This window comes from Acidovorax sp. (assembly GCF_022763525.1).
Taxonomy (GTDB): Bacteria; Pseudomonadota; Gammaproteobacteria; order Burkholderiales; family Burkholderiaceae_C; genus Acidovorax.
The window spans coordinates 17,645-38,154 of the sequence record NZ_JALEGG010000191.1; the positions used below are offsets into that span (position 1 = coordinate 17,645).

General features: G+C 67.2%; 17 protein-coding genes. 10 read left to right on the plus strand and 7 right to left on the minus strand.

The window, feature by feature from the left end; genetic code table 11:
- Positions 1–113: 113 nt before the first annotated feature.
- The gene (gene recQ / locus MRY84_RS14740; protein WP_291506456.1) at positions 114–2,009 is read left to right on the plus strand and encodes a DNA helicase RecQ; all 1,896 of its coding nucleotides are present in this window, start codon (positions 114–116) and stop codon (positions 2,007–2,009) included.
- A 9-nt stretch (positions 2,010–2,018) separates the two neighbouring features.
- Here recQ and ipdC read toward each other — a convergent pair whose 3' ends face one another.
- From ipdC to MRY84_RS14770, 6 genes are all read right to left on the minus strand, one after another.
- A complete protein-coding gene (ipdC, locus tag MRY84_RS14745; protein ID WP_291506457.1) occupies positions 2,019–3,677 on the minus strand; it encodes an indolepyruvate/phenylpyruvate decarboxylase in 1,659 nt (552 codons plus the stop codon).
- Between the two features lie 188 nt (positions 3,678–3,865).
- A complete protein-coding gene (locus tag MRY84_RS14750) occupies positions 3,866–4,513 on the minus strand; it encodes an anaerobic ribonucleoside-triphosphate reductase activating protein (protein ID WP_291506473.1) in 648 nt (215 codons plus the stop codon).
- 34 nt (positions 4,514–4,547) lie between these two features.
- Positions 4,548–4,757, minus strand: coding sequence for an anaerobic ribonucleoside-triphosphate reductase (gene nrdD, locus MRY84_RS14755; RefSeq protein ID WP_291506458.1), 210 nt, complete (start codon positions 4,755–4,757; stop codon positions 4,548–4,550).
- Positions 4,758–4,855: 98 nt separating this feature from the next.
- Positions 4,856–6,874 (minus strand): ribonucleoside triphosphate reductase, encoded by a 2,019-nt coding sequence (locus MRY84_RS14760; protein WP_291506459.1) that lies wholly within the window; start codon positions 6,872–6,874, stop codon positions 4,856–4,858.
- Between the two features lie 279 nt (positions 6,875–7,153).
- A complete protein-coding gene (locus MRY84_RS14765) occupies positions 7,154–7,582 on the minus strand; it encodes a hemerythrin domain-containing protein (RefSeq protein WP_291506460.1) in 429 nt (142 codons plus the stop codon).
- Between the two features lie 81 nt (positions 7,583–7,663).
- Positions 7,664–9,943 (minus strand): nitric-oxide reductase large subunit, encoded by a 2,280-nt coding sequence (locus MRY84_RS14770; RefSeq protein WP_291506461.1) that lies wholly within the window; start codon positions 9,941–9,943, stop codon positions 7,664–7,666.
- 274 nt (positions 9,944–10,217) lie between these two features.
- Here MRY84_RS14770 and norR point away from each other — a divergent pair, with 274 nt between their 5' ends.
- From norR to MRY84_RS14795, 5 genes are all read left to right on the plus strand, one after another.
- Positions 10,218–11,777, plus strand: a complete 1,560-nt coding sequence (gene norR / locus MRY84_RS14775) for a nitric oxide reductase transcriptional regulator NorR (protein ID WP_291506462.1) — start codon at positions 10,218–10,220, stop codon at positions 11,775–11,777.
- 112 nt (positions 11,778–11,889) lie between these two features.
- Positions 11,890–13,089 (plus strand): threonine ammonia-lyase, encoded by a 1,200-nt coding sequence (locus MRY84_RS14780; protein WP_291506463.1) that lies wholly within the window; start codon positions 11,890–11,892, stop codon positions 13,087–13,089.
- Positions 13,090–13,183: 94 nt separating this feature from the next.
- Positions 13,184–13,330 carry a hypothetical protein gene (locus tag MRY84_RS14785; RefSeq protein ID WP_291506464.1) on the plus strand — a complete coding sequence of 49 codons (147 nt, stop codon included), beginning with the start codon at positions 13,184–13,186 and terminating at the stop codon, positions 13,328–13,330.
- A 77-nt stretch (positions 13,331–13,407) separates the two neighbouring features.
- Positions 13,408–14,139, plus strand: coding sequence for a 7-cyano-7-deazaguanine synthase QueC (queC, locus tag MRY84_RS14790; protein ID WP_291506465.1), 732 nt, complete (start codon positions 13,408–13,410; stop codon positions 14,137–14,139).
- A 401-nt stretch (positions 14,140–14,540) separates the two neighbouring features.
- Complete coding sequence (locus MRY84_RS14795) at positions 14,541–16,412, plus strand: phosphoenolpyruvate carboxykinase (GTP) (RefSeq protein ID WP_291506466.1); 1,872 nt, start codon at positions 14,541–14,543, stop codon at positions 16,410–16,412.
- 225 nt (positions 16,413–16,637) lie between these two features.
- On the opposite strand, the gene MRY84_RS14800 is transcribed toward MRY84_RS14795, so the two are convergent.
- On the minus strand, positions 16,638–17,078 hold the full coding sequence (locus MRY84_RS14800; RefSeq protein WP_291506467.1) for a hypothetical protein: 441 nt from the start codon (positions 17,076–17,078) through the stop codon (positions 16,638–16,640).
- Positions 17,079–17,203: 125 nt separating this feature from the next.
- Here MRY84_RS14800 and MRY84_RS14805 point away from each other — a divergent pair, with 125 nt between their 5' ends.
- The 4 genes from MRY84_RS14805 to MRY84_RS14820 form a co-directional block, all read left to right on the plus strand.
- Complete coding sequence (locus MRY84_RS14805) at positions 17,204–18,163, plus strand: LysR family transcriptional regulator (RefSeq protein ID WP_291506468.1); 960 nt, start codon at positions 17,204–17,206, stop codon at positions 18,161–18,163.
- Between the two features lie 34 nt (positions 18,164–18,197).
- Entirely contained in the window at positions 18,198–19,043 is an 846-nt protein-coding gene (locus MRY84_RS14810) for a metallophosphoesterase (protein ID WP_291506469.1), read from the plus strand.
- 110 nt (positions 19,044–19,153) lie between these two features.
- On the plus strand, positions 19,154–19,576 hold the full coding sequence (locus MRY84_RS14815) for a universal stress protein (RefSeq protein WP_291506470.1): 423 nt from the start codon (positions 19,154–19,156) through the stop codon (positions 19,574–19,576).
- Positions 19,577–19,769: 193 nt separating this feature from the next.
- Positions 19,770–20,510: fasciclin domain-containing protein (locus MRY84_RS14820; protein WP_291506471.1), on the plus strand; the 741-nt coding region annotated here is incomplete at its 3' end.

Below are 20,510 nucleotides of genomic sequence, written 5' to 3' on the forward strand. Positions count from 1 at the left end.
CCCGGCGCACAATAGCCCCTTCGCCAGCGTCCCGGCGCCCCCGGCTTTGTGGCCAAATTGGCCTCCAGCGCTTGATTGACAAGCGCTAGCAGCTATCAATTTCAGAGTATCCGTTGTCCGCCCGTCCGTCTCCCTCCACCTCGCCCGCCCACGCTGTCCTGCAGGACGTCTTCGGCTACGAGCAGTTCCGCGGCCCGCAGCAGGCCATCGTCGAGCATGTGATCGCCGGCGGCGATGCGCTGGTGCTCATGCCCACGGGCGGCGGCAAGTCGCTGTGCTACCAGGTGCCGGCCATCGTGCGCCAGCAGCAGGGACGGGGCGTGACCATCGTGGTGTCGCCGCTGATTGCGCTCATGCACGACCAAGTGGGCGCGCTGCACGAGGCGGGGGTGGAGGCGGCGTTCCTCAACTCCACGCTGAGCTATGACGAGACGCAGGATGTGGAGCTGCGCCTGCAGACGGGCGGCATCACGCTGCTGTACGCCGCCCCCGAGCGGCTGAACACGCCGCGCTTCCTGGGCCTGCTGGACAGCCTGCACCAGGGCGGGCACCTGAGCCTGTTCGCGATCGACGAAGCGCACTGCGTGAGCCAGTGGGGCCACGACTTCCGGCCCGAGTACCGCGCGCTCACCGTGCTGCACGAGCGCTACCCCGGCGTGCCGCGCATCGCGCTCACGGCCACGGCCGATGCGCTCACGCGCGCCGACATCGTGGAGCGGCTGCAGCTCGAAGGCGCACAGCATTTCGTGAGCAGCTTCGACCGGCCCAACATCCGCTACCGCATCGAGGAGAAGAAGGAGCCGCTGGCCCAGCTGCTGCGCTTCATCGAGCGCGAGCATGCGGGCGACGCGGGCGTGGTGTACTGCCAGTCGCGCAAGCGGGTGGAGGAGATGGCGCAGGCGCTGTGCGATGCGGGCCTGAACGCCCTGCCCTACCACGCCGGCCTGCCCGCCGAGGTGCGCCAGCAGAACCAGGACCGCTTCCTGCGCGAGGAAGGCATCGTGATGGTGGCCACCATTGCGTTCGGCATGGGCATCGACAAGCCCGACGTGCGCTTTGTGGCCCATGTGGACATGCCCAAGAACATCGAGGGCTACTACCAGGAGACCGGCCGCGCGGGCCGCGACGGGCTGAACGCCGATGCCTGGATGGCCTACGGCCTGCAGGACGTGGTGAACCAGCGCCGCATGATCGACGAGAGCCCCGCCAGCGAAGAGTTCAAGCAGGTGATGCGCGGCAAGCTCGACGCGCTGCTGGCCCTGGCCGAGGCCACGGACTGCCGCCGCGTGCGGCTGCTGGGCTACTTTGGCGAGCACTCCACGCCCTGCGGCAATTGCGACAACTGCCTGAATCCGCCCGCGGTGTGGGACGGCACGGACGCCGCGCGCAAGCTGCTCTCCACCATCTACCGCGTGCAGCAGGCCAGCGGCCTGAGCTTTGGCACGGGCCACATCATGGACATTGTGCGCGGCAAGGACACCGAGAAGGTCAAGCAGTTCGGGCACGACAAGCTGTCCACCTTCGGCGTGGGCAAGGACTATGCGGAACCCCAGCTGCGCGGCGTGCTGCGCCAGCTGCTGGCCACGGGCGCGGTGGGCCTGCAGAAGGTGATGCTGGAGAGCGGCCACAGCTTTGACACGCTGAGCCTCACCGAAGGCTCGCGCCCCGTGCTGCGTGGCGAGGTGGCGGTGCAGCTGCGCGAATCCACTGCCGCCGCGCCGGCCAAGCGCGCGCGCACCCGCAAGGGCACGGGCAGCGCCCCGCCCGCCGCCGCGGCCAACCTGGGCCCGGATGCGCAGGTGCGTTTCATCAACCTCAAGTCCTGGCGCGCCGAGGTGGCGCGCGAGCACAACCTGCCGGCCTACGTGATCTTTCACGACGCCACGCTGGCCGCGATTGCAGAACGCGCGCCCGCCACGCTGGACGACCTGCAGGGCATCAGCGGCATGGGGGCGAAGAAGCTGGAAGCCTACGGGGCGGACGTGCTCCGCGTGGTGCGGGCGGGGTAGGCAGAAGGCTCAGGCTGCAACCGCCGCCCGCGCCCGCAACGCCCGGATGCCTTCCGAAAACCGCCGCAGCGTGGGCGTGCTGTCGCCCGGCGGCACCATGAGCTCGATGAGCTGAAATCGCCCGCGCTCGGCAAACGCGGCATCCAGCGCCGCCTTGAACTGCGCCCGCGTGTGCACCCGGTGGCCGCGCCCGCCCAGCGCGTCGGCGGCCTGGGCCAGATGCCAGTCGCCCAGGGCGGCGCAGCGCGATTCGGTCTGGAAGGCGCGGATCATTTCCCAGGTCTGGTTGTTGAGCACGATGGCGATGGGGTCCAGCCCCAGGCGCGGGCAGTTGCCCAGCTCCCAGCCCGTCATTTGAAAGGCGCCGTCGCCCACCAGGATCAGGCTGCGCTGGCCCGTCGCCACCTGCGCACCGATGCCGGCCGGCACGCCGAAGCCCATGGAAGCGTAGTAGCCCGGGGCCACCAGCGGGGCGGGCAGCAGCTCCATCGCAGCAAACAGGCAGTCGCCAATGTCCGCGACGATGTTCATGGGGCCGTGCGCGCGGATGCGGTCGTTGAGCGCGCGGGAGAGGTCGGCCGCACACACGGGCGCATCGTCGGCCACCAGGCCCTCGGGGCAAGCGGGCGGGGGCGGCAGGGCGCGCGGCGGCTTGGCGCCTGCGGCCGGGGCGCGGGCCAGCAGCGCCTCCACCAGCGCGGCCAGGGGAATGTTCGGGTACAGGTGGTGGCCCACGCGCACCTCGCGGTGCGCGGCGATGAGCGCGCGGCGGAAGTCCATGCGCTGGGCGCTCACGCCGAAGTTGCTGTCCGACAGGATGGCGCCCAGCATCACGGGCAGGTCGGAATCGTCGAGCAGCGCGCTGGTCTCGGGCGCGCCCGCCACGCCGAGGTAGGTGCCGTGCAGCTGCACACCCGAGTGCACGCCCTCCTCGGCCAGCAGGCCCCGGCCCATGAAGGTGGTGAGCACCGGCAGCTGCAGCCGCCGCGCCAGCTCGGCCACGCGGGCCTCCAGGCCGAAGCGGCGCACCTCCACGTCCACCACCAGCACGGGGCGCTGGGCTGCCTGGATGCGGGCCATCCATTCGTCCGCGCACTCGGCCACGGCGGCAGTGTTGAACGGGCTCGCGGGCAGCACGGGCACCTCGGCCATGGGGTGCAGCGTCATGTCGCGCGGCACCTCGATGAGCACGGGCTGCGAGTATTCGCGGCAGCTGCGCAGCACGCGCGCCAGCTCGGCGGGCGCGGTGGCGGGGTCGGACAGGCGCACCTGGTCGCAGGTGATCTCGCGGAAGATGCGCCATTGCGAATCGACATGGCGCACCTGGTGGTGCAGCACCAGGCCCGAGTGCGCCTCGACCTCGCCGGGGCAGCCGGCCAGCACCACCAGCGGCGAGCGCTCGGCATAGGCCCCCGCCACGGCGTTGACCACGTTGAGCGCGCCCGCGCCGTAGGTGACGGCCACCACGCCCAGGCCGCAGTGCATGCGCGCAGCGGCATCGGCGGCAAAGCCCAGGGAGGGCTCGTGGCTGAGCGTGACCAGGGGCAGGATGCCGCTCTCTTCGATCTGCTTGAACAGGGGCAGGATGAAGTCGCCGGGGATGCCGAAGATCTCGCGCGCGCCATGGGTTTTGAGCGCGTGCAGCAGCTGGAGGCCGAGGGGGGTCATGGACGTGTTCCTTGCAGGTGGTGCCGTTGTGCGGCGGTGGCGGATGATCCACGCGGCGCGTCCGAGGCGGCTCTGATGCGCATCAAACCCAGCGGCTCCTAGCGCAAATTCGCAGGTTCGTTCTGTTTTCTACTTAGAAGCGCAACGAATCTGCGCGACGTGCCGGACAAACCCGGAGCCCCACCCGCTCAGGCCCGGCGCAGCGTGAAGGAGGGGAACCACGCGGCCAGTTGCTGCTGGTGCGCCGTGGTCAGCGCCCAGGCCGGTGCGCCAGGTGCGCGGCATTCCTGCAGCGCCCAGCGGCGAACGCCGCGCGCGGCCAGGGCTTGGGCCAGGTCCAGCAACTCATCCACACCAAACAGGCCCGCGTGCCAGGTGGTGCGGCATTCGTGGTCGGTGCCATAGGCCAGCAGCACCTCCAGCCCGGCCCAGGCGCGCGCGCCGCTGCCGGGTGTGGCGGTGATGGCGTTGTAGCGCTGCGGCAGGGCCTTGATGTCCAGACCCACCCAGTCCAGCTGCGGCAGCACGGCCGCCAGCCGCTCGGGGTACATGCCGCCGGTGTGCAGGGCGGTCTGCAGGCCCAGGCTGCGCACTGCGTTCAGCGCCACGCCCAGGCCCGCCTGCAGCGTGGGCTCGCCGCCCGAGAAAACCACGCCGTCCAGCAGGCCGCGCCGGCTTTCCAGAAACGCCAGCGCCTGCGCCCACGGCAGCGCGGGAGGCGCGGTGGCGTCCAGCAGTTCGGGGTTGTGGCAATACCCGCAGCGCCAGGGGCAACCCTGGCAATACAAAACGGCCGCGAGGCGGCCGGGGAAGTCGATGGTGGTGAGCGGTGTCATGCCGCCCAGCCGCAGCGCCGGGGCTGGCGGCGCCTCAGCAGGCGTTGCTTCCACCACGCGTCTGCTCTGAAAAGAAGCGGCGCTCGGCGTGCTCGCCCTGCTTGCCGGTGTTGAAGCTGGCCACGGGGCGGTGGTAGCCCATCACGCGGGTCCAGACCTCGCAGGGCTGGCGCTCGTCGTCGGTGAGCTGCGCGGCGGCGGCGCTGGAGATGGCGGTGTGTTCGGTGGCGAAAAAATGGCTCATGTCGGATTCCTTTCGGAGGTGGTTGAATTGGTTTGCTTCTGTTTTGATAGCTGCCTGCGCTTGACTATCCAGCGCCAGGGCCACTTTTTTCTCAGAATCTAGGCAGCCAGACGCCGCCGCTTGGCGTCCAGCCGCTCTTCGTCGCAGCGGGGGCAGAACGGGTGCTCGCCCGCCAGGTAGCCGTGCGTGGGGCAGATGGAGAACGTGGGCGTGACGGTGATGTAGGGCAGGCGGAAGTTCGTCAGCGCGCGCTTGACCAGCTCGCGGCAGGCCGCGCCGCTGGAAACGCGCTCGCCCATGTACAGATGCAGCACGGTGCCGCCGGTGTATTTGCCCTGCAGTGCCTCCTGCCGCATCAGCGCCTCGAACGGGTCGTCGGTGAAGCCCACGGGCAGTTGGGACGAGTTGGTGTAGTAGGGCTGCTCGGCCGTGCCCGCCTGCAGGATGGCGGGCCAGCGCTTCTTGTCTTCCTTGGCGAAGCGGTAGGTGGTGCCCTCGGCGGGCGTGGCCTCCAGGTTGTAGAGGTGGCCGGTTTCCTCCTGGAAGGCCGTCATGCGCTCGCGCACATGGTCGAGCAGGCGCACGGCCAAGCTGTGGCCGAAGTCGCTGGTGATGTCGTGCTGGTCCGCCGTGAAGTTGCGCACCATCTCGTTGATGCCGTTCACGCCCAGCGTGCTGAAGTGGTTGCGCAAGGTGCCCAGGTAGCGCTTGGTGTAGGGGAACAAGCCCTGGTCCATGAGGCGCTGGATGAGCTTGCGTTTGGTCTCCAAGCTCTGCTTGCCCAGCTCCAGGAGGCGGTCCAGCGCGGCAAACAGACCGGCTTCATCGCCCGCATGCAAATACCCGAGGCGTGCGCAGTTGATCGTCACCACGCCCAGGCTGCCCGTCTGCTCGGCGCTGCCAAAGAGGCCGTTGCCACGCTTGAGCAATTCACGCAAATCCAGCTGCAGGCGGCAGCACATGGAGCGCACCATGTTCGGCTCCAGCTCGGAGTTGATGAAGTTCTGAAAGTACGGCAGGCCGTACTTGGCCGTCATCTCGAACAGCCGCTCTGCGTTCTCGCTCTCCCACGGGAAATCCTTGGTGATGTTGTACGTGGGGATGGGGAAGGTGAACACCCGGCCCTTGGCATCGCCCGTGGTCATCACGTCGATGTAGGCACGGTTGATCAGGTCCATCTCGGCCTGCAGCTCGCCGTAGCTAAACGGCATCTCCAAGCCGCCGATCACCGGCACCTGCTCGCGCAGATCGTCAGGGCAGGTCCAGTCAAACGTGAGGTTGGTGAACGGCGTCTGCGTGCCCCAGCGCGAGGGCACGTTGAGGTTGTAGACCAGCTCCTGGATGCACTGGCGCACCTGCGCGTAGTCCATGCCGTCCTTGCGCACGAAGGGCGCCATGTAGGTGTCGAACGACGAAAACGCCTGCGCGCCTGCCCACTCGTTCTGCAGCGTGCCGAGGAAGTTCACGATCTGCCCCACGGCCGAACTCATGTGCCTGGGTGGCCCGGCCTCCACCTTGCCCGGCACGCCGTTGAGCCCCTCGTGCAGCAGCGTGCGCAGCGACCAGCCCGCGCAGTAGCCACTGAGCATGTCGAGGTCGTGGATGTGCAGGTCGCCGCTCCTGTGCGCCTCGCCGATCTCGGGCGTGTAGACGTGCGACAGCCAGTAGTTGGCCGTGACCTTGCCCGCCACGTTCAGGATCAGCCCGCCCAGCGAGTAGCCCTGGTTGGCATTGGCGTTCACCCGCCAGTCGGCGCGCGTGAGGTATTCGTTGATGGAGCTTTCCACATCGACCAGCGTCTGCCTGTCGGCGCGTAGCGTGGCGTGCTGCTCGCGGTAGACGATGTAGGCGCGCGCGGTGGCCAGGTGGTTGGCGGCGATCAGCGTCTGCTCGGCCACGTCCTGGATCTGCTCGATGGTGGGGGCCTCGCCGTGGAAGCGGTGGATGAGCACCTTGGTGACCTGGGCGGTGAGCAGCACGGCCTCGTCCAGGGCGTACTCGCCCGTGGCGACGCCCGCGCGCAGCAGCGCATTGCGGATGCGCTCGGCATCAAAAGGAGCGCGCTGGCCGCTGCGGTCGATGACCTCGCGCGGCAGGCTGACAAGGGTGGACGCCATGGGTGGACCCAATCTTGGTTGACGGTTAAAAACACTACCTATGGTGTCCACGATACCCATCAAACACTATATGTAGTTTGATCCCGCACAAACGGGCCATCCGCAGAGGCAAAAAAAACCGGCCTCGCGGCCGGTCAAGGAAGGTGCCGTCAGGCCCTACCGATGGATTCAATGGATGGAGCAGGCGAGCTTTCTGCGACAACAGATGGACCGCAGGCCGGCCACGCAGCGCCGCTCGAAGACTCCGCCCGAACAGTTCGAAGAATGGTGACGCCAGATTCAAAGGCAGCCAGCGGTCTCCTCCTCTTCGATGCGGGGATAGAAGTCATGGTCTTCGCGCTGCATGCGCTCGAACACGCGGCGCAGCACCACGTTGGCCTCATTGCGGAAAGCTTGCGCGTCGCGCCGCACGCATTCGGCCCTGTTCCAGCGCCGAGCAAACGCGTCGTACGCGCTGGCAATCGACGCCATCTCACTCTGGTACTGGCGGCCCATGCGCGCGAGTTCGGCGTTGCCGCCGCGCTGCAATGCGGGGTACAGCACCTGGTCTTCCACGGCCAGGTGCAGCTTGATGGTGCCGCTCATCGCCACGATGCCCTGGGCGATGCCCGTGGCGTTGGCCTCGACGCCCGCATGGGCCAGTGCGCGCAGGGCAGCAATGCTGCGCAGGATGTCGGTGTGCTGGTGCTTGAACTTGTCGAGATTCATGGTCGCGTGTCCTGGTGGGAGGGGTGAAGGTGGCGCTGCCATCGCTTGTGGCGGGCAGCGCTGAGGGATGGGCCGACAGCCTCAGCGGGAGGCCCGCGCCAGCGGGGCGCCAGCGGCTTGCGGCAGACGCGAGCCGAACAGCCCGCTCACCACTTGCCAGGCCATGGCCAGCGCGCCGACGATGAAGACCACGTCGCCAAAGGTGCGCACCCAGCGCAGGGTCTGCATGAAGGGCTGCTGCATGAAGGCTTCGCCCCGGGCGTACCACAGGCCTTCGCTCACGCTGGCGTGGAACTGGAACAGGCCGATGGGCAGCAGGCTGGTGGCAATCATCAGCACCAGGCCGGCGTTGAGCCACCAGAAGCCCGTCTTCATGATCCGTTCGCTGAACACCAATTGCGGGCGGATGTAGCGCAGCACCAGCAGCGTGAAGCCCAGCGCCAGGAAGCCATACACACCGAACAGCGCAGCGTGAGCATGCACCGGCGTGGTGTTGAGGCCCTGCAGGTAATACAGCGCAATCGGCGGGTTGATCATGAAGCCGAAGACGCCCGCGCCCAGCATGTTCCAGAAGGCCACGGCCACGAAGCACATGAGGGGCCACTTGAGGTTGGCCATCCACTTCGCGCGGTGCTGCAGGCGCCAGTGTTCCCAGGCCTCATGGCCCAGCACCACCAGGGGCACCACTTCCAGCGCACTGAACGATGCGCCCACAGCCATCACCGGCGTGGTGGTGCCCGCGAAGTACAGGTGATGGAAGGTGCCGGGCACGCCGCCCAGCATGAACAGCGATGCCGAGGCCAGGCTGGCCGCCGTGGCCATGCGGGGCGACACGAGGCCCAGCGTTGAGAAGATGAAGGCCAGCGCCGTGGTGGCGAACACTTCAAAGAAGCCCTCGACCCACAGGTGCACCACCCACCAGCGCCAGTACTCCATCACCGACAGGTGGGTGCGCTCGCCGTAGAAGAAGCCCGCACCGTAGAACAGGCCGATGGCCACCACCGAGGCGGTGAGCAGCGCCAGCAGGTTCTTGTCGCCGGGCTGGCGGAACGCGGGCACGATGCCGCGCAGCATCAGCACCAGCCAGAACGCCACGCCAGTGAATTTGCCGATCTGCCACAGCCGGCCCAGGTCCACGTATTCATAGCCCTGGTGGCCGAGCCAGAAGTTCCACTCCGGCGGCATGATCTGCGCAATGGCCAGGTAGTTGCCGGCGAACGAGCCGACGACGACCACCACCAGCGCCCAGAAGAGGATGTCGACGCCCAGCTTCTGGTAGGCCGGGTCCTTGCCGCCATGGATCAGCGGCGCGAGGAACAACCCTGCGGCCAGGAAGCCGGTGGCGATCCAGAACAGCGCGCTCTGGATGTGCCAGGTGCGCACCAGCGCATAGGGAAACCACTGCGACACGTTGATGCCATAGAACTGCTGGCCTTCCACCGTGTAGTGCGCGGTGAAGCCGCCCAGCATGACCTGGAAGCTGAACAGCGCCACGATGAGGAACAGGTATTTGCCCAGGGCGCGCTGCGACGGCGTGAGCGGCACACGCGAGAGCGGGTCGTGCTTCGGCGGCTCGGGGTCGGTCTCGTCGTGTTTGCGCAAAAACGCCCAGCCCCAGACGAGGAAGCCCACACCGGCCATCATCACGACCACGCTCATCACTGACCAGACCATGTTCTCGCCCGTGGGCTTGTTGCCGATCAGCGGCTCGTGGGGCCAGTTGTTGGTGTACGTTGCCGTGGTGCCAGGCCGTTCGGTGGCGGCGGCCCAGGCCGTCCAGAAGAAGAAGCCCGTCATCTGCGCCCGGCGTTCGCGGCTGGGCAGGGTGTTCTCCTTCATGGCGAAGTGTTCGCGGGTCTTCTGCAGCGCGGGCGCGTCGCTGAAGAGCTGGTCGTAGTAGTGGGCCGTGAGGGCAATGGCATCGGCCCGCGTGGTGGACACCGTGGCCACGCCCGTTTCGGGGTTGTAGGTGTTGGTGCGGTACTCCGTCTTCAAGCGGTCGCGCAGCACCGCCTTGGCGGCGGCGTCCAGCTCGGCAAACGACTTGCCGTGCGCGCGCTCGGCCGCCACTTCCAGCCAGTTCTCCAGCTCGCGGTGCAGCCAGTCGGCCGTCCAGTCGGGTGCCTGGTAGGCACCGTGGCCCCAGATGGAACCCAGCTGCATGCCCCCCACCGATTGCCAGGCGGTCTGCCCGTCCAGGATGCTGTCGTGCGTGAACAGCACCTCCTCGCCGGCCGTGGCGAACTTGGCCGGGATGGGCGGCGCCGTGCGATAGACCTCGGCGCCGTAGTAGCCCAGCAGGCTGAAGGTGACGATGAGCACGCCGATCAGCGTGAACCAAAGCTTGCGGTAGTTACCCATGGCGGGCCTCCTCTTTCGGCAGAACAGCAGTAACAACAACGGGGCGACGCCAGCGCGTGCTGGCTGTGCGGGTGGCCGCCGCCTTCGGGGCGGCCTGGGGGCAGGGTGGTCTTAAGGTCATGGTGGGGATGGATGGGTGGATCAGGTTTGCTCCTTACTTCGCAAGCCCCAGGCCAGGCACGTATCCCTTTCAAAACAAGCACTTACACCGAACACGGTGTTTATTACCCTCGATGAATCGGGTTTAATTCACCCCAACGAGGTAATAAAAACCATGGACCACAGTCCCCTACTGGCCGACCTGGCCACCGACCTGCCCCAGGCCGTGCGCCTGCAGCGGCTGGCCGATCACCTGCGCACCCGCTTTCATTGCGGCGCCGTGGCCTTGCTGCAGCTGGAGGAGGGCCATCTGCGCCCCCTGGCGGTGGAAGGCCTGGTGCGCGAGGCCCTGGGGCGGCGCTTTGCGGTCAGCCAGCACCCCCGGCTGGCGGCTATCCTGGCGCGCCGCGAAGTGACCTGCTTCGACCACGACAGCACCTTGCCCGACCCCTACGACGGCCTGCTCGACACCCTGGTGGGCGAACCCCTGCCCGTGCACGACTGCATGGGAGTGAGCCTGTGGGTGGACGGCCAGCCCTGGGGCGTGCTGACGCTCGATGCACTGCAGACCGGCACGTTTGGCGAGGCGTCCCGCGCCGCACTGGCCGACTGCAAGGTGCTGGTGGAGGCGGCCGTACGCATCTCGCGGCTGGAGCGCGAGGTGCAGGCGCTGCGCAATGCGCCCCCCGCGCGCGGCCCCGACGACGAGCGCGCCCCGCGCGCGGGTGACGCCGACCTGGACATCGTCGGCCAGAGCGCGCCCCTGCTGCGGCTGCTGCACGAGCTGGAGGTCGTGGCGGGCTCGGATCTGCCCGTGCTGCTGCTGGGCGAAACCGGCGTGGGCAAGGAGCTTTTCGCCCGCCGGCTGCACCGGCAGTCGCCGCGCGCTGCCCGCCCGCTGGTTCACGTGAATTGCGCGGCGCTGCCCGAGTCGCTGGCCGAAAGCGAGCTCTTCGGCCACGTGCGCGGCGCGTTCTCCGGCGCGGTGACCGACCGCCCTGGCCGCTTCGAGGCCGCCGAGGGCGGCACGCTGTTCCTCGACGAGGTGGGCGAGCTCCCGTTGGCCGTGCAGGCCAAGCTGCTGCGCACGCTGCAGAACGGCGAAATCCAGCGCCTGGGGGCCGACCGGCCGCGCCGTGTGGACGTGCGCGTGATCGCCGCCACCAACCGCAACCTGCGCGAGCAGGTGACTGCGGGCGCCTTCCGCGCAGACCTGTACCACCGGCTGTCGGTGTACCCCGTGCCCATCCCGCCGCTGCGCGAGCGCGGCAACGATGTGCTGTTGATCGCGGGGCGCTTTCTGGAGCTCAACCGCGCCCGCCTGGGCCTGCGCAGCCTGCGGCTGTCCACCGCCGCGCAGGACGCGCTGCGCCGCTACCCCTGGCCCGGCAACGTCCGCGAGCTGGAGCATGTGATCAGCCGCGCGGCGCTCAAGGCGCTGAGCCGCGGCGTGAACCGCACCGATATCGTGACGCTGGAGGCTGCCCTGCTCGACCTGGATGCCGAGGGTGGCGGCATGCCTCGCACCCCGCTGGCAGCTGCGGCTGCAGAAGAATCGCCCGTGCCCGCCACGGCCGGCGGCCCGCTGCGCGACGCCGTGGACGCCTGCCAGCGCCAGGCCATCGCGCAGGCCCTGGCCCGCCACCAGGGCAACTGGGCTCGGGCCGCACGCGACCTGGAAGTGGACGCCAGCAACCTGCACAAACTGGCCCGGCGGCTGGGCATCAAACCATGACTCACCAAAATTGATAGCTGCTTGCGCTTGATATACAAGCGCTGCGGGCCATCTGGATGTCCAACCTCATTTCGAGCGCAGCCGAGCCCCCGGGCTGCGCCACAATCGCGCCATGCTGACCCTCCAAGACATCCGCGACGCCGCCACCCGCCTGCAAGGCCAGGTGCTGGACACCCCCTGTGTGGAATCCAAGACGCTCTCGCAGATCGTGGGTGCGCAGGTGTTCCTCAAGTTCGAGAACCTGCAGTTCACCGCCTCGTTCAAGGAACGCGGTGCGTGCAACCGGCTCGCGCTGCTTTCCGACGCGGAACGCGCGCGAGGGGTGGTGGCCATGAGCGCTGGCAACCACGCGCAGGGCGTGGCCTACCACGCGCAACGCCTGGGCCTGCGGGCGGTGATCGTGATGCCGCGCTTCACGCCCGGCGTGAAGGTGGAGCGCACGCGCGGCTTCGGCGCCGAAGTGGTGCTGCATGGCGACACGCTGGAGGAAGCCCGCGCGCATGCTTACGCCCTGGCCGACGCCCAGGGCCTCACCTTTGTACACCCGTATGACGACGAGGCCATTGCCGCAGGCCAGGGGACGGCGGCGCTGGAGATGCTGGCTGCCCAGCCCGACCTGGACGTGCTGGTCATTGCCATCGGCGGCGGCGGGCTGATTGCGGGCATGGCCACGGCCGCCAAGGCGATCAAGCCCGGCATCGAGATCGTGGGCGTGCAGGCCTCGCGTTTCCCGTCCATGGTCAACGCGCTGCGGGGCACGAAGCATCCCCAGGGCACGTCCACCATCGCCGAAGGCATTGCCGTGGGCACGCCCGGCAAGATCACGCAGGAGGTGGTGAAGCGCCTGGTGGACGACCTGCTGCTGGTGGACGAAGGCGACATCGAGCAAGCCGTGCTGATGCTGCTGGAAATCGAAAAGACCCTGGTCGAGGGCGCGGGCGCCGCGGGGCTCGCCGCGCTGGTGCGCCACCCCGAACGGTTCAGGGGCAAGCGTGTCGGGCTGGTGCTGTCGGGCGGCAACATCGACCCGCTGCTGCTGGCGGCCATCATCGAACGTGGCATGGTGCGCTCGGGGCGGCTGGCACGCATCAAGGTGAGCGCGCGCGACGTGCCCGGCGTGCTGGCCCGCATCACGGCCACCGTGGCTGACGCCGGTGCCAACATCGAGGAGGTGCACCACCAACGCGCCTTCACCATGCTGGCCGCGCAGAACGTGGAAATCGAATTGGTGCTGCAGACCCGGGGCAAAGCCCATGTGGAAGAGGTGCTGGGCCAGCTGCGTGCGGGCGGCATGGAGGCCGCACTGATCTAAGAACGTGTTTACGATCTAAGCTGCCACAAGGTTTTGTGCTCTGCCCGCCGCACCGCGGCTAGAATTGCGCAAGTTTTAAGCATCTGGAGACCCCATGTCCGACCACAACACTTCCCACGCCGCCGCAACGCCCTCGACCGACCCCGTGGAGAACGTCGTCTCCGTGGTTCCCGTGGTGCTGCCGGTGGTGGGCGGCATCATGATGTTCCTGCTGGCGTTCATCGCCGTGTACATGGCCTGAGCACCCAAGCCACCGCACCCAAGCCCCGCTGCGCGGGGTTTTTTTTCGCCCCTTTCTTCTCTTCTTCTGGAGCTCCCATGCGACCCGGACACGCCCTTGTTCTCTTCTCCGGTGGACAGGATTCCACCGCCTGCCTGGCCTGGGCGCTCACGCACTTTGCCCATGTGGAAACCATCGGCTTCGACTATGGCCAGCGCCACCACGTGGAACTGCAGGCGCGCAAGACGGTGCTGGCGCAGCTGCGCGAGCGCTTCCCACAGTGGCGTGACCGGCTGGACGAGGATCACATGCTGGATCTGGCCGTGCTGGGCCGCATCAGCGACACCGCCCTGACCAGCGAGACCGAAATCCAGATGACGGCCGCCGGACTGCCCAACACCTTCGTACCGGGGCGCAACCTGCTGTTCTTCAACCTGGCTGCGGCCGTGGGCTACCGGCGCGGGCTGCACACCCTGGTGGGCGGCATGTGCGAGACCGACTTTTCGGGCTACCCCGACTGCCGCGACGACACGCTCAAGGCCCTGCAGGTGGCCGTGTCGCTGGGCATGGGCCAGCGCTTCACGTTCGAAACGCCGCTGATGTGGCTGGACAAGGCCGAGACCTGGGAGCTGGCGCGCACGCTGGGCGGCGACGCGCTGGTGGAGCTGATCATCACCGAGTCCCACACCTGCTACCACGGCGTGCGGGACACCCTGCACGCCTGGGGCTACGGCTGCGGCACCTGCCCGGCCTGCGCACTGCGGCAGGCAGGCTACGAACGGTGGATGGCGGGACGCCTCCCCGAGGCGCCTGCGACGCCCTCCGCCTGAAGGGAAACACACCTGTGGCCGGGCGGAGCCCGTTCCAGAGGTGCACGGCGCACTGGCTGGCGCGCGCCGGTTTCGTCGCGGGGCAGCCCATCCACGGGCTTGGGTGAGCCGTTTTATCAGACATAACCTAATGCTTTTTTTGCATGGATTTAGGCCCTGTCTGACAGACAAGCGGTCGGTGGGTTCATAAAATCGACATCCCAGCCGACCCGCGGACTCCGTGGAAACTCGCCTCCACCCCGTGGGGCTGCGACACGCACACCCGCCCGCCGACTGAGCACGAAAGCCGTTTTTTCAAAGGCAGCGCTCAGCATCTGCACGTGAGCCAGGCCTTGCCGCGATCCACCGGGGTCTGTCTGCTTCCTTTGAAAAAACTGTTTTTCAACTTAGGAAGCTCCCCGATGAATGCACCCACCATGCAGGGCCTGAATCTCAACGCCCCCGCCTACGTCAAAAACGCCAAGCTGCTCGCTTGGGTCGCCGACATGGCCGCCTTGTGCAAACCCGACAGCATCTACTGGTGCGACGGCACGAAGGAAGAGTACGACCGCCTCTGCCAGCAGTTGGTCGACGCCGGCACCTTCAAGAAGCTCAACCCTGCCAAGCGCCCCGGCAGCTACCTGGCCTGGTCCGACCCTTCGGACGTGGCCCGCGTGGAAGACCGCACCTACATCTGCTCGGCCAAGAAGGAAGATGCCGGCCCCACCAACAACTGGATGGCCCCGGCCGAAATGCGCGCCACGCTGCAACCGCTGTTTGACGGCTGCATGAAGGGCCGCACCATGTACGTGGTGCCCTTCAGCATGGGCCCGCTGGGCAGCCACATCGCCCACATCGGCGTGGAACTGACCGACAGCGCGTATGTGGCCGTCAACCAGCGCCTCATGACCCGCATGGGCAAGGCCGTGTACGACGTGCTGGGCGTGGAAGGCGAGTTCGTGCCTTGCATGCACACCGTGGGCGCGCCGCTAGCTGAAGGCGAAAAGGACACCACGAGCTGGCCTTGCAACCCCAAGGTCAAGTACATCGTCCATTACCCCGAAACGCGCGAAATCTGGTCCTATGGCTCGGGCTACGGCGGCAACGCGCTGCTGGGCAAGAAGTGCCTGGCCCTGCGCATCGCGTCCACCATGGGCCGCGACCAGGGCTGGCTGGCCGAACACATGCTCATCCTGGGCGTGACCAACCCCCAGGGCAAGAAGTACCACGTGGCAGCGGCCTTCCCCAGTGCCTGCGGCAAGACCAACTTCTCGATGCTGGTGCCGCCCGAGGCCGGTTTCGCCGGCTGGAAGGTCACCACCATCGGTGACGACATCGCGTGGATCAAGCCCCATGCCGACGGCAAGCTGTACGCCATCAATCCTGAAGCCGGCTACTTCGGTGTGGCTCCCGGCACCAACATGCACACCAACCCCAACTGCATGCGCAGCCTGGACAAGGACGTGATCTTCACCAACGTGGCCCTGACCGACGACGGCGACGTGTGGTGGGAAGGCATGGAAAAGGACACTGGCAAGCTGCCGGACCACCTGATCGACTGGCAAGGCAAGGACTGGACGCCCCAGATTGCCAAGGAAACCGGCGCCAAGGCCGCCCACCCCAACTCGCGCTTCACCGTGGCCGCGACCAACAACCCGGCGCTCGATGCCCAGTGGGATGACGCCAACGGCGTGGCGATCGATGCCTTCATCTTCGGCGGCCGCCGCTCGACCACCGTGCCGCTGGTGACGGAAGCCCGCACCTGGACGGAAGGCGTGTACATGGCCGCCACCATGGGCTCCGAGACCACCGCTGCCGCCTTTGGCGCCCAGGGCGTGGTGCGCCGCGACCCCTTCGCCATGCTGCCGTTCTGCGGCTACAACATGAGCGACTACTTCCAGCACTGGCTCAACATGGAAGGCAAGATCACCGCCACCGGCAAGGCTGCGCCGAAGATCTTCTGCGTGAACTGGTTCCGCAAGGACGAAGCCGGCAAGTTCGTATGGCCGGGCTACGGCGACAACATGCGCGTGCTCAAGTGGATGATCGACCGCATCGAAGGCCAGGCCGCCGGCCAGGAAACCATGTTCGGCGTGGCTCCGCAATACGCCGAAATCAACTGGACGGGCCTCAACTTCAGCGCCCAGCAGTTCGATGCTGTGACCAGCATCGACAAGGCCGCGTGGGCCGAGGAGTTCAAGCTGCACGACGCGCATTTCGAGCAGCTGGCCTACCACCTGCCGCAAGCCCTGCTCGACACCAAGGCGCAGTTCGAGAAACGCGTATCGGCCTGACGCCGCGGCGCCCTGGAGCGGGCGCCGGCCAGACCGCAGGTGGCTCCCTCGGCCTGCGGCTTCACAGACAAACCGCCCCGCGCTTGGCGCCGGGCGGTTTGTCTGGGCCTGCGCTTCGCTGCGCGGGCGCACGGCCCGCCACGCACCCATAAAAAAAGCCGCAGCGGCTGCTGCGGCTTCAAAACCTTGGGGACATTGCCGCAGACGCGGCAGTCAACGACTCGCTCAATAGTACTTGCGGATGTCTTCCACCGTAGCAATGCCCATGGCATGTTGCAGTTCGGCCATGATTCGGGGATCCTTTACCGCCACGGCCCAGGTACGCTCGTCTTCTGCGGCCAGCCGGCGGTTCTCGGCCCAGGTGTGACCGGCCTTCAACAGTGCAGCGCCAGCGCGGCGAGCCGGAGCGGTGAGCAAGGCCAGTGCCGCGAAGGCCACCAGCCACAGCACCATCCATGCAGCCAGCAGGTGGCCTTCGCTCCAGGTGTCGATGACCTGATTTGCCACCACCAGCAATGCCGATACGACGGCCGCCAGCAGCAGGGTAGCGGCACCGCGGGCGCCGTCAAAGTTGGATGCGACACCCTTGAGTGCTGCGACGGCGTTTTCGGCGCGCACAACGCCGGGGTGTTCGGTGGGGTAGTCGACGTGGACAAAGCTGGTCATTTGGATTTCCCTTTTCTAACGCTTGTGGCGAGATTGCCGGGCGATGGGGTGATATTAGGGTTAACCCTTTGCCCATTCAAGTTTATATTTTGAATCATTGATATTCATGATCGTGATGAATCGCCATGACGCCTATGAACTTCCGTTCGCTGGACCTGAATCTCCTGCGCGTATTCGATGAAGTGATGGCCGAGCGCAGCCTCACGCGCGCGGCCCACAAGCTGTCCATCACCCAGCCTGCGGTGAGCAACGCCATGCGCCGTCTGCGCGATGCACTGGGCGACGAACTGGTGGTGCGCAGCGGCCAGGGCGTGGAGCCCACGCCGCGGGGACTGGCCCTCTGGCCCCCCGTGCGCGAGGCGCTGGCCCACCTGCAGGAATCCCTGGCGCCCGGGCATTTCGACCCGGCCACGGCGGAGTCCACCTTCGTGCTGGCGATGGCGGATGCCACGGCAGCCACCCTAGTGCCGGACCTGGTGCAGATCATCGAGCGCGAGGCCCCCGGCATCTCGATCCGGGTGCTGCCGCTGACCACCCGCGACCCGCGCCGCCAGCTGGAAGATGAGGCCGCCGATATGGCTGTGGGCTACTTCCCGGCGGCGCTGGCGGACCTCACGGCGCGTGCCCAATCGGGCGGCGCGGTGGTGTTCGAAAGCCGGCGGCTCTACGATGGGGAGTACGTGTGCGTCATGCGCCAGGGCCACCCGCTGGCCGACGCGCCGCTGACCCTGGACGCCTACTGCGCTGCGCGCCACATGCTCGTGAGTTTTTCGGGGCGCCCTTTCGGCTTCATCGATGAAGCGCTGGCGTCGCTGGGCCGTGAACGCAAGGTGGTCATTACCGTCAACCAGTTCTTCACCGCTGGGCGGGTGGTATCGGGCTCCGACCTGCTGACGGTGCTGCCCCGCCACTTCGTACCCGTCACGGGCATCGCCGACGCCCTGGTGCAACGGCCTCTTCCGCTGGATGTGCCTCCCGTGCACGTGGACGCCCTGTGGCGCCGCCGCGGCCCACAGCAGGCCGCCATGATGTGGCTGCTGCACGCGCTGACCCGTGCGGCGCGCCGGACATTCCCCGATGGATAAGAGGAATGTTGCGGGCCCGTAGACTCCACTCCACATGAATATCCAGCTCCTGTCCGACCTGCACCTCGAGGCCCACCCCCACTTCGTTCCGGAGCCGGCGCCTGGCGCCGACGTACTGGTGCTGGCGGGCGACGTGGGTTCGTACCAGGCGGGGTCGCAACTGGAGGATGCAGACTTTGGCCTGGCCCGTTTCTCGCCGCTGCCGCAGGGTGCCGGCTGGCCCACGCCAGTGATCTTTGTCCCCGGCAACCACGAGTACGACGCCCAGGACTTCGACGCAGCCCATGCGCGGCTGCGGCAAACGTGCGATCGCCTTGGCATCCTCTGGCTGGAGCGCGAATGCGTCCAACTGGAAGGCATTCGCTTTGTGGGAACCACGCTGTGGAGCGACTTCGACGCCTTGGCCGACCACGAAGGCTGCACCGACCTGGGCCGGCGGCTCAAGCTGCGGGAAAAAGCTTTTCGCGCCGCCAACTTCTACCTGCGCAAGACCGGCGGCACCCGACACGGGGACCTCTTCCTCGCCGAGCCCATGCGCGAACAGGCCCTGGCCTGCCGCCAATGGCTGGCCGATGCGCTGGCGACCCCGTTCGCTGGGCCCACCGTCGCCGTGACGCACTTTGCCCCCAGCCTGCGCAGCGCCGATCCGCGCTATGGCCTCGTGCCGGGCACGGCGGGTTTTTGCAACGCGCTGGACGAACTTTTGCCCTACGCGCAGCTGTGGCTCCACGGTCACCTGCATGCCCCCAGCGACTACACGGCAAGTGGGTTGAACGCCGACGGCACGGCTTGGCAGTGCCGTGTGGTGGCCAATCCGCTGGGCTATGCGCGCAAAGGCGAGCAGGCTGCCTTCCGGCCACAGCACTGCGTCGCCGTATGATGGCCCCATGGGGCCCTACCGCCCCGCAGCGCAGAGAAAACAAATGACGCAGGTCAAGACAACAGAAGTCCGCGCACGGTAGGCTGATCCATCCCTTTACGGAGAACACCATGAACATCCTGCTCGCTGTCGACGGCAGCGCCTACACCAAGAAAATGCTGGCTTACCTGGCCACGCACGACGAACTGCTCGGGGGCAACCACCAGTACACCGTGCTCACCGTGCAAGCTCCCCTGCCCGCCCGCGCCCGCGCCGCGCTGGGCAAGGAAGTGGTCGACGCCTATCACGCTGAAGAGGCAGAAAAGATCCTCGCGCCCGTGTGCAAGTTTCTGGCGCGCCACGGCGTGGATGCCAAGCGCAGCGTCAAGGTGGGCCTCGTGGGCGAGAGCATTGCCAAGGTGGCAGACACCGGCAAGTTCGACCTGCTGGTGATGGGCTCGCATGGCCATGGCGCCCTGGCCACCCTGGTGATGGGGTCAGTGACCACGCAAGTGCTGGCGCACAGCAAGGTGCCGCTGCTGATCGTCCGCTGACCCGCTGGCCACCCAAAAAAGCCCTGCATTGCAGGGCTTTTTTTCGTCCAAATGAAACCGCACAGTTACAACATAACCACATGGTTTACTACACGACCAATTGGTTATAAATTCCCGCTGCGCCCATCCTGGCGTGTGATTCCCTGCGGGGAAGCTTGCCCTTCCCCACCACCATCCCAGCGAGGAGAGAACCATGAACACTGCCTTGAACCGCCGTACCGTCTTGCTGGCCGCCGCCGTGGGCGCCAGCGCCACCCTGCTGCAAGCCTGTGGAGGGGGTAATGACGAGCCGCAGCGCAACATCGTCGAGATCGCCCAAGCCAACCCTGACCTGAGCATCCTGGTGGAAGCCGTGTCCGCCGCTGGCCTGGCGCCCAGCCTGAGCACCGGCACGCTCACCGTGTTTGCGCCGACCAACGCGGCCTTCGCCGCGTTGCTCAGCGAACTGGGAGTGACCAAGGAGGCCTTGCTGGCCGACAAGCCGCTGCTCACTTCAGTGCTGACCTACCACGTGCTCGGCAGCCGGGTCCCGCGTGCGGATGTGCCGCTGGGCAAGGCCATCACGCCCCTATCGGGCGGATTCTTCAAAATCGAGTCGACCAATGGCCTGAAGATCACCGATGGCCGCAACCGCGTGTCCACCATCACGGCCACCGACATCGAGGCCAGCAACGGCGTGGTGCACTTGGTAGACCGGGTGCTGCTGCCCGCCAACAAGGACATCGTCGCCACGGCCTCTTCGCTGCCGGATTTCAGCATCCTCGTGGAGGCGGTGGTGGCCGCCGGTCTGGCCAGCACCCTGCAGGGCGCCGGCCCTTTCACGGTGTTTGCGCCCACCAATGCGGCGTTTGCAGCACTGCTGACCGAACTGGGGGTGAGCAAGGAGGCGTTGCTTGCCAACACTGCACTGCTGACCAAGGTGCTCACCTACCAC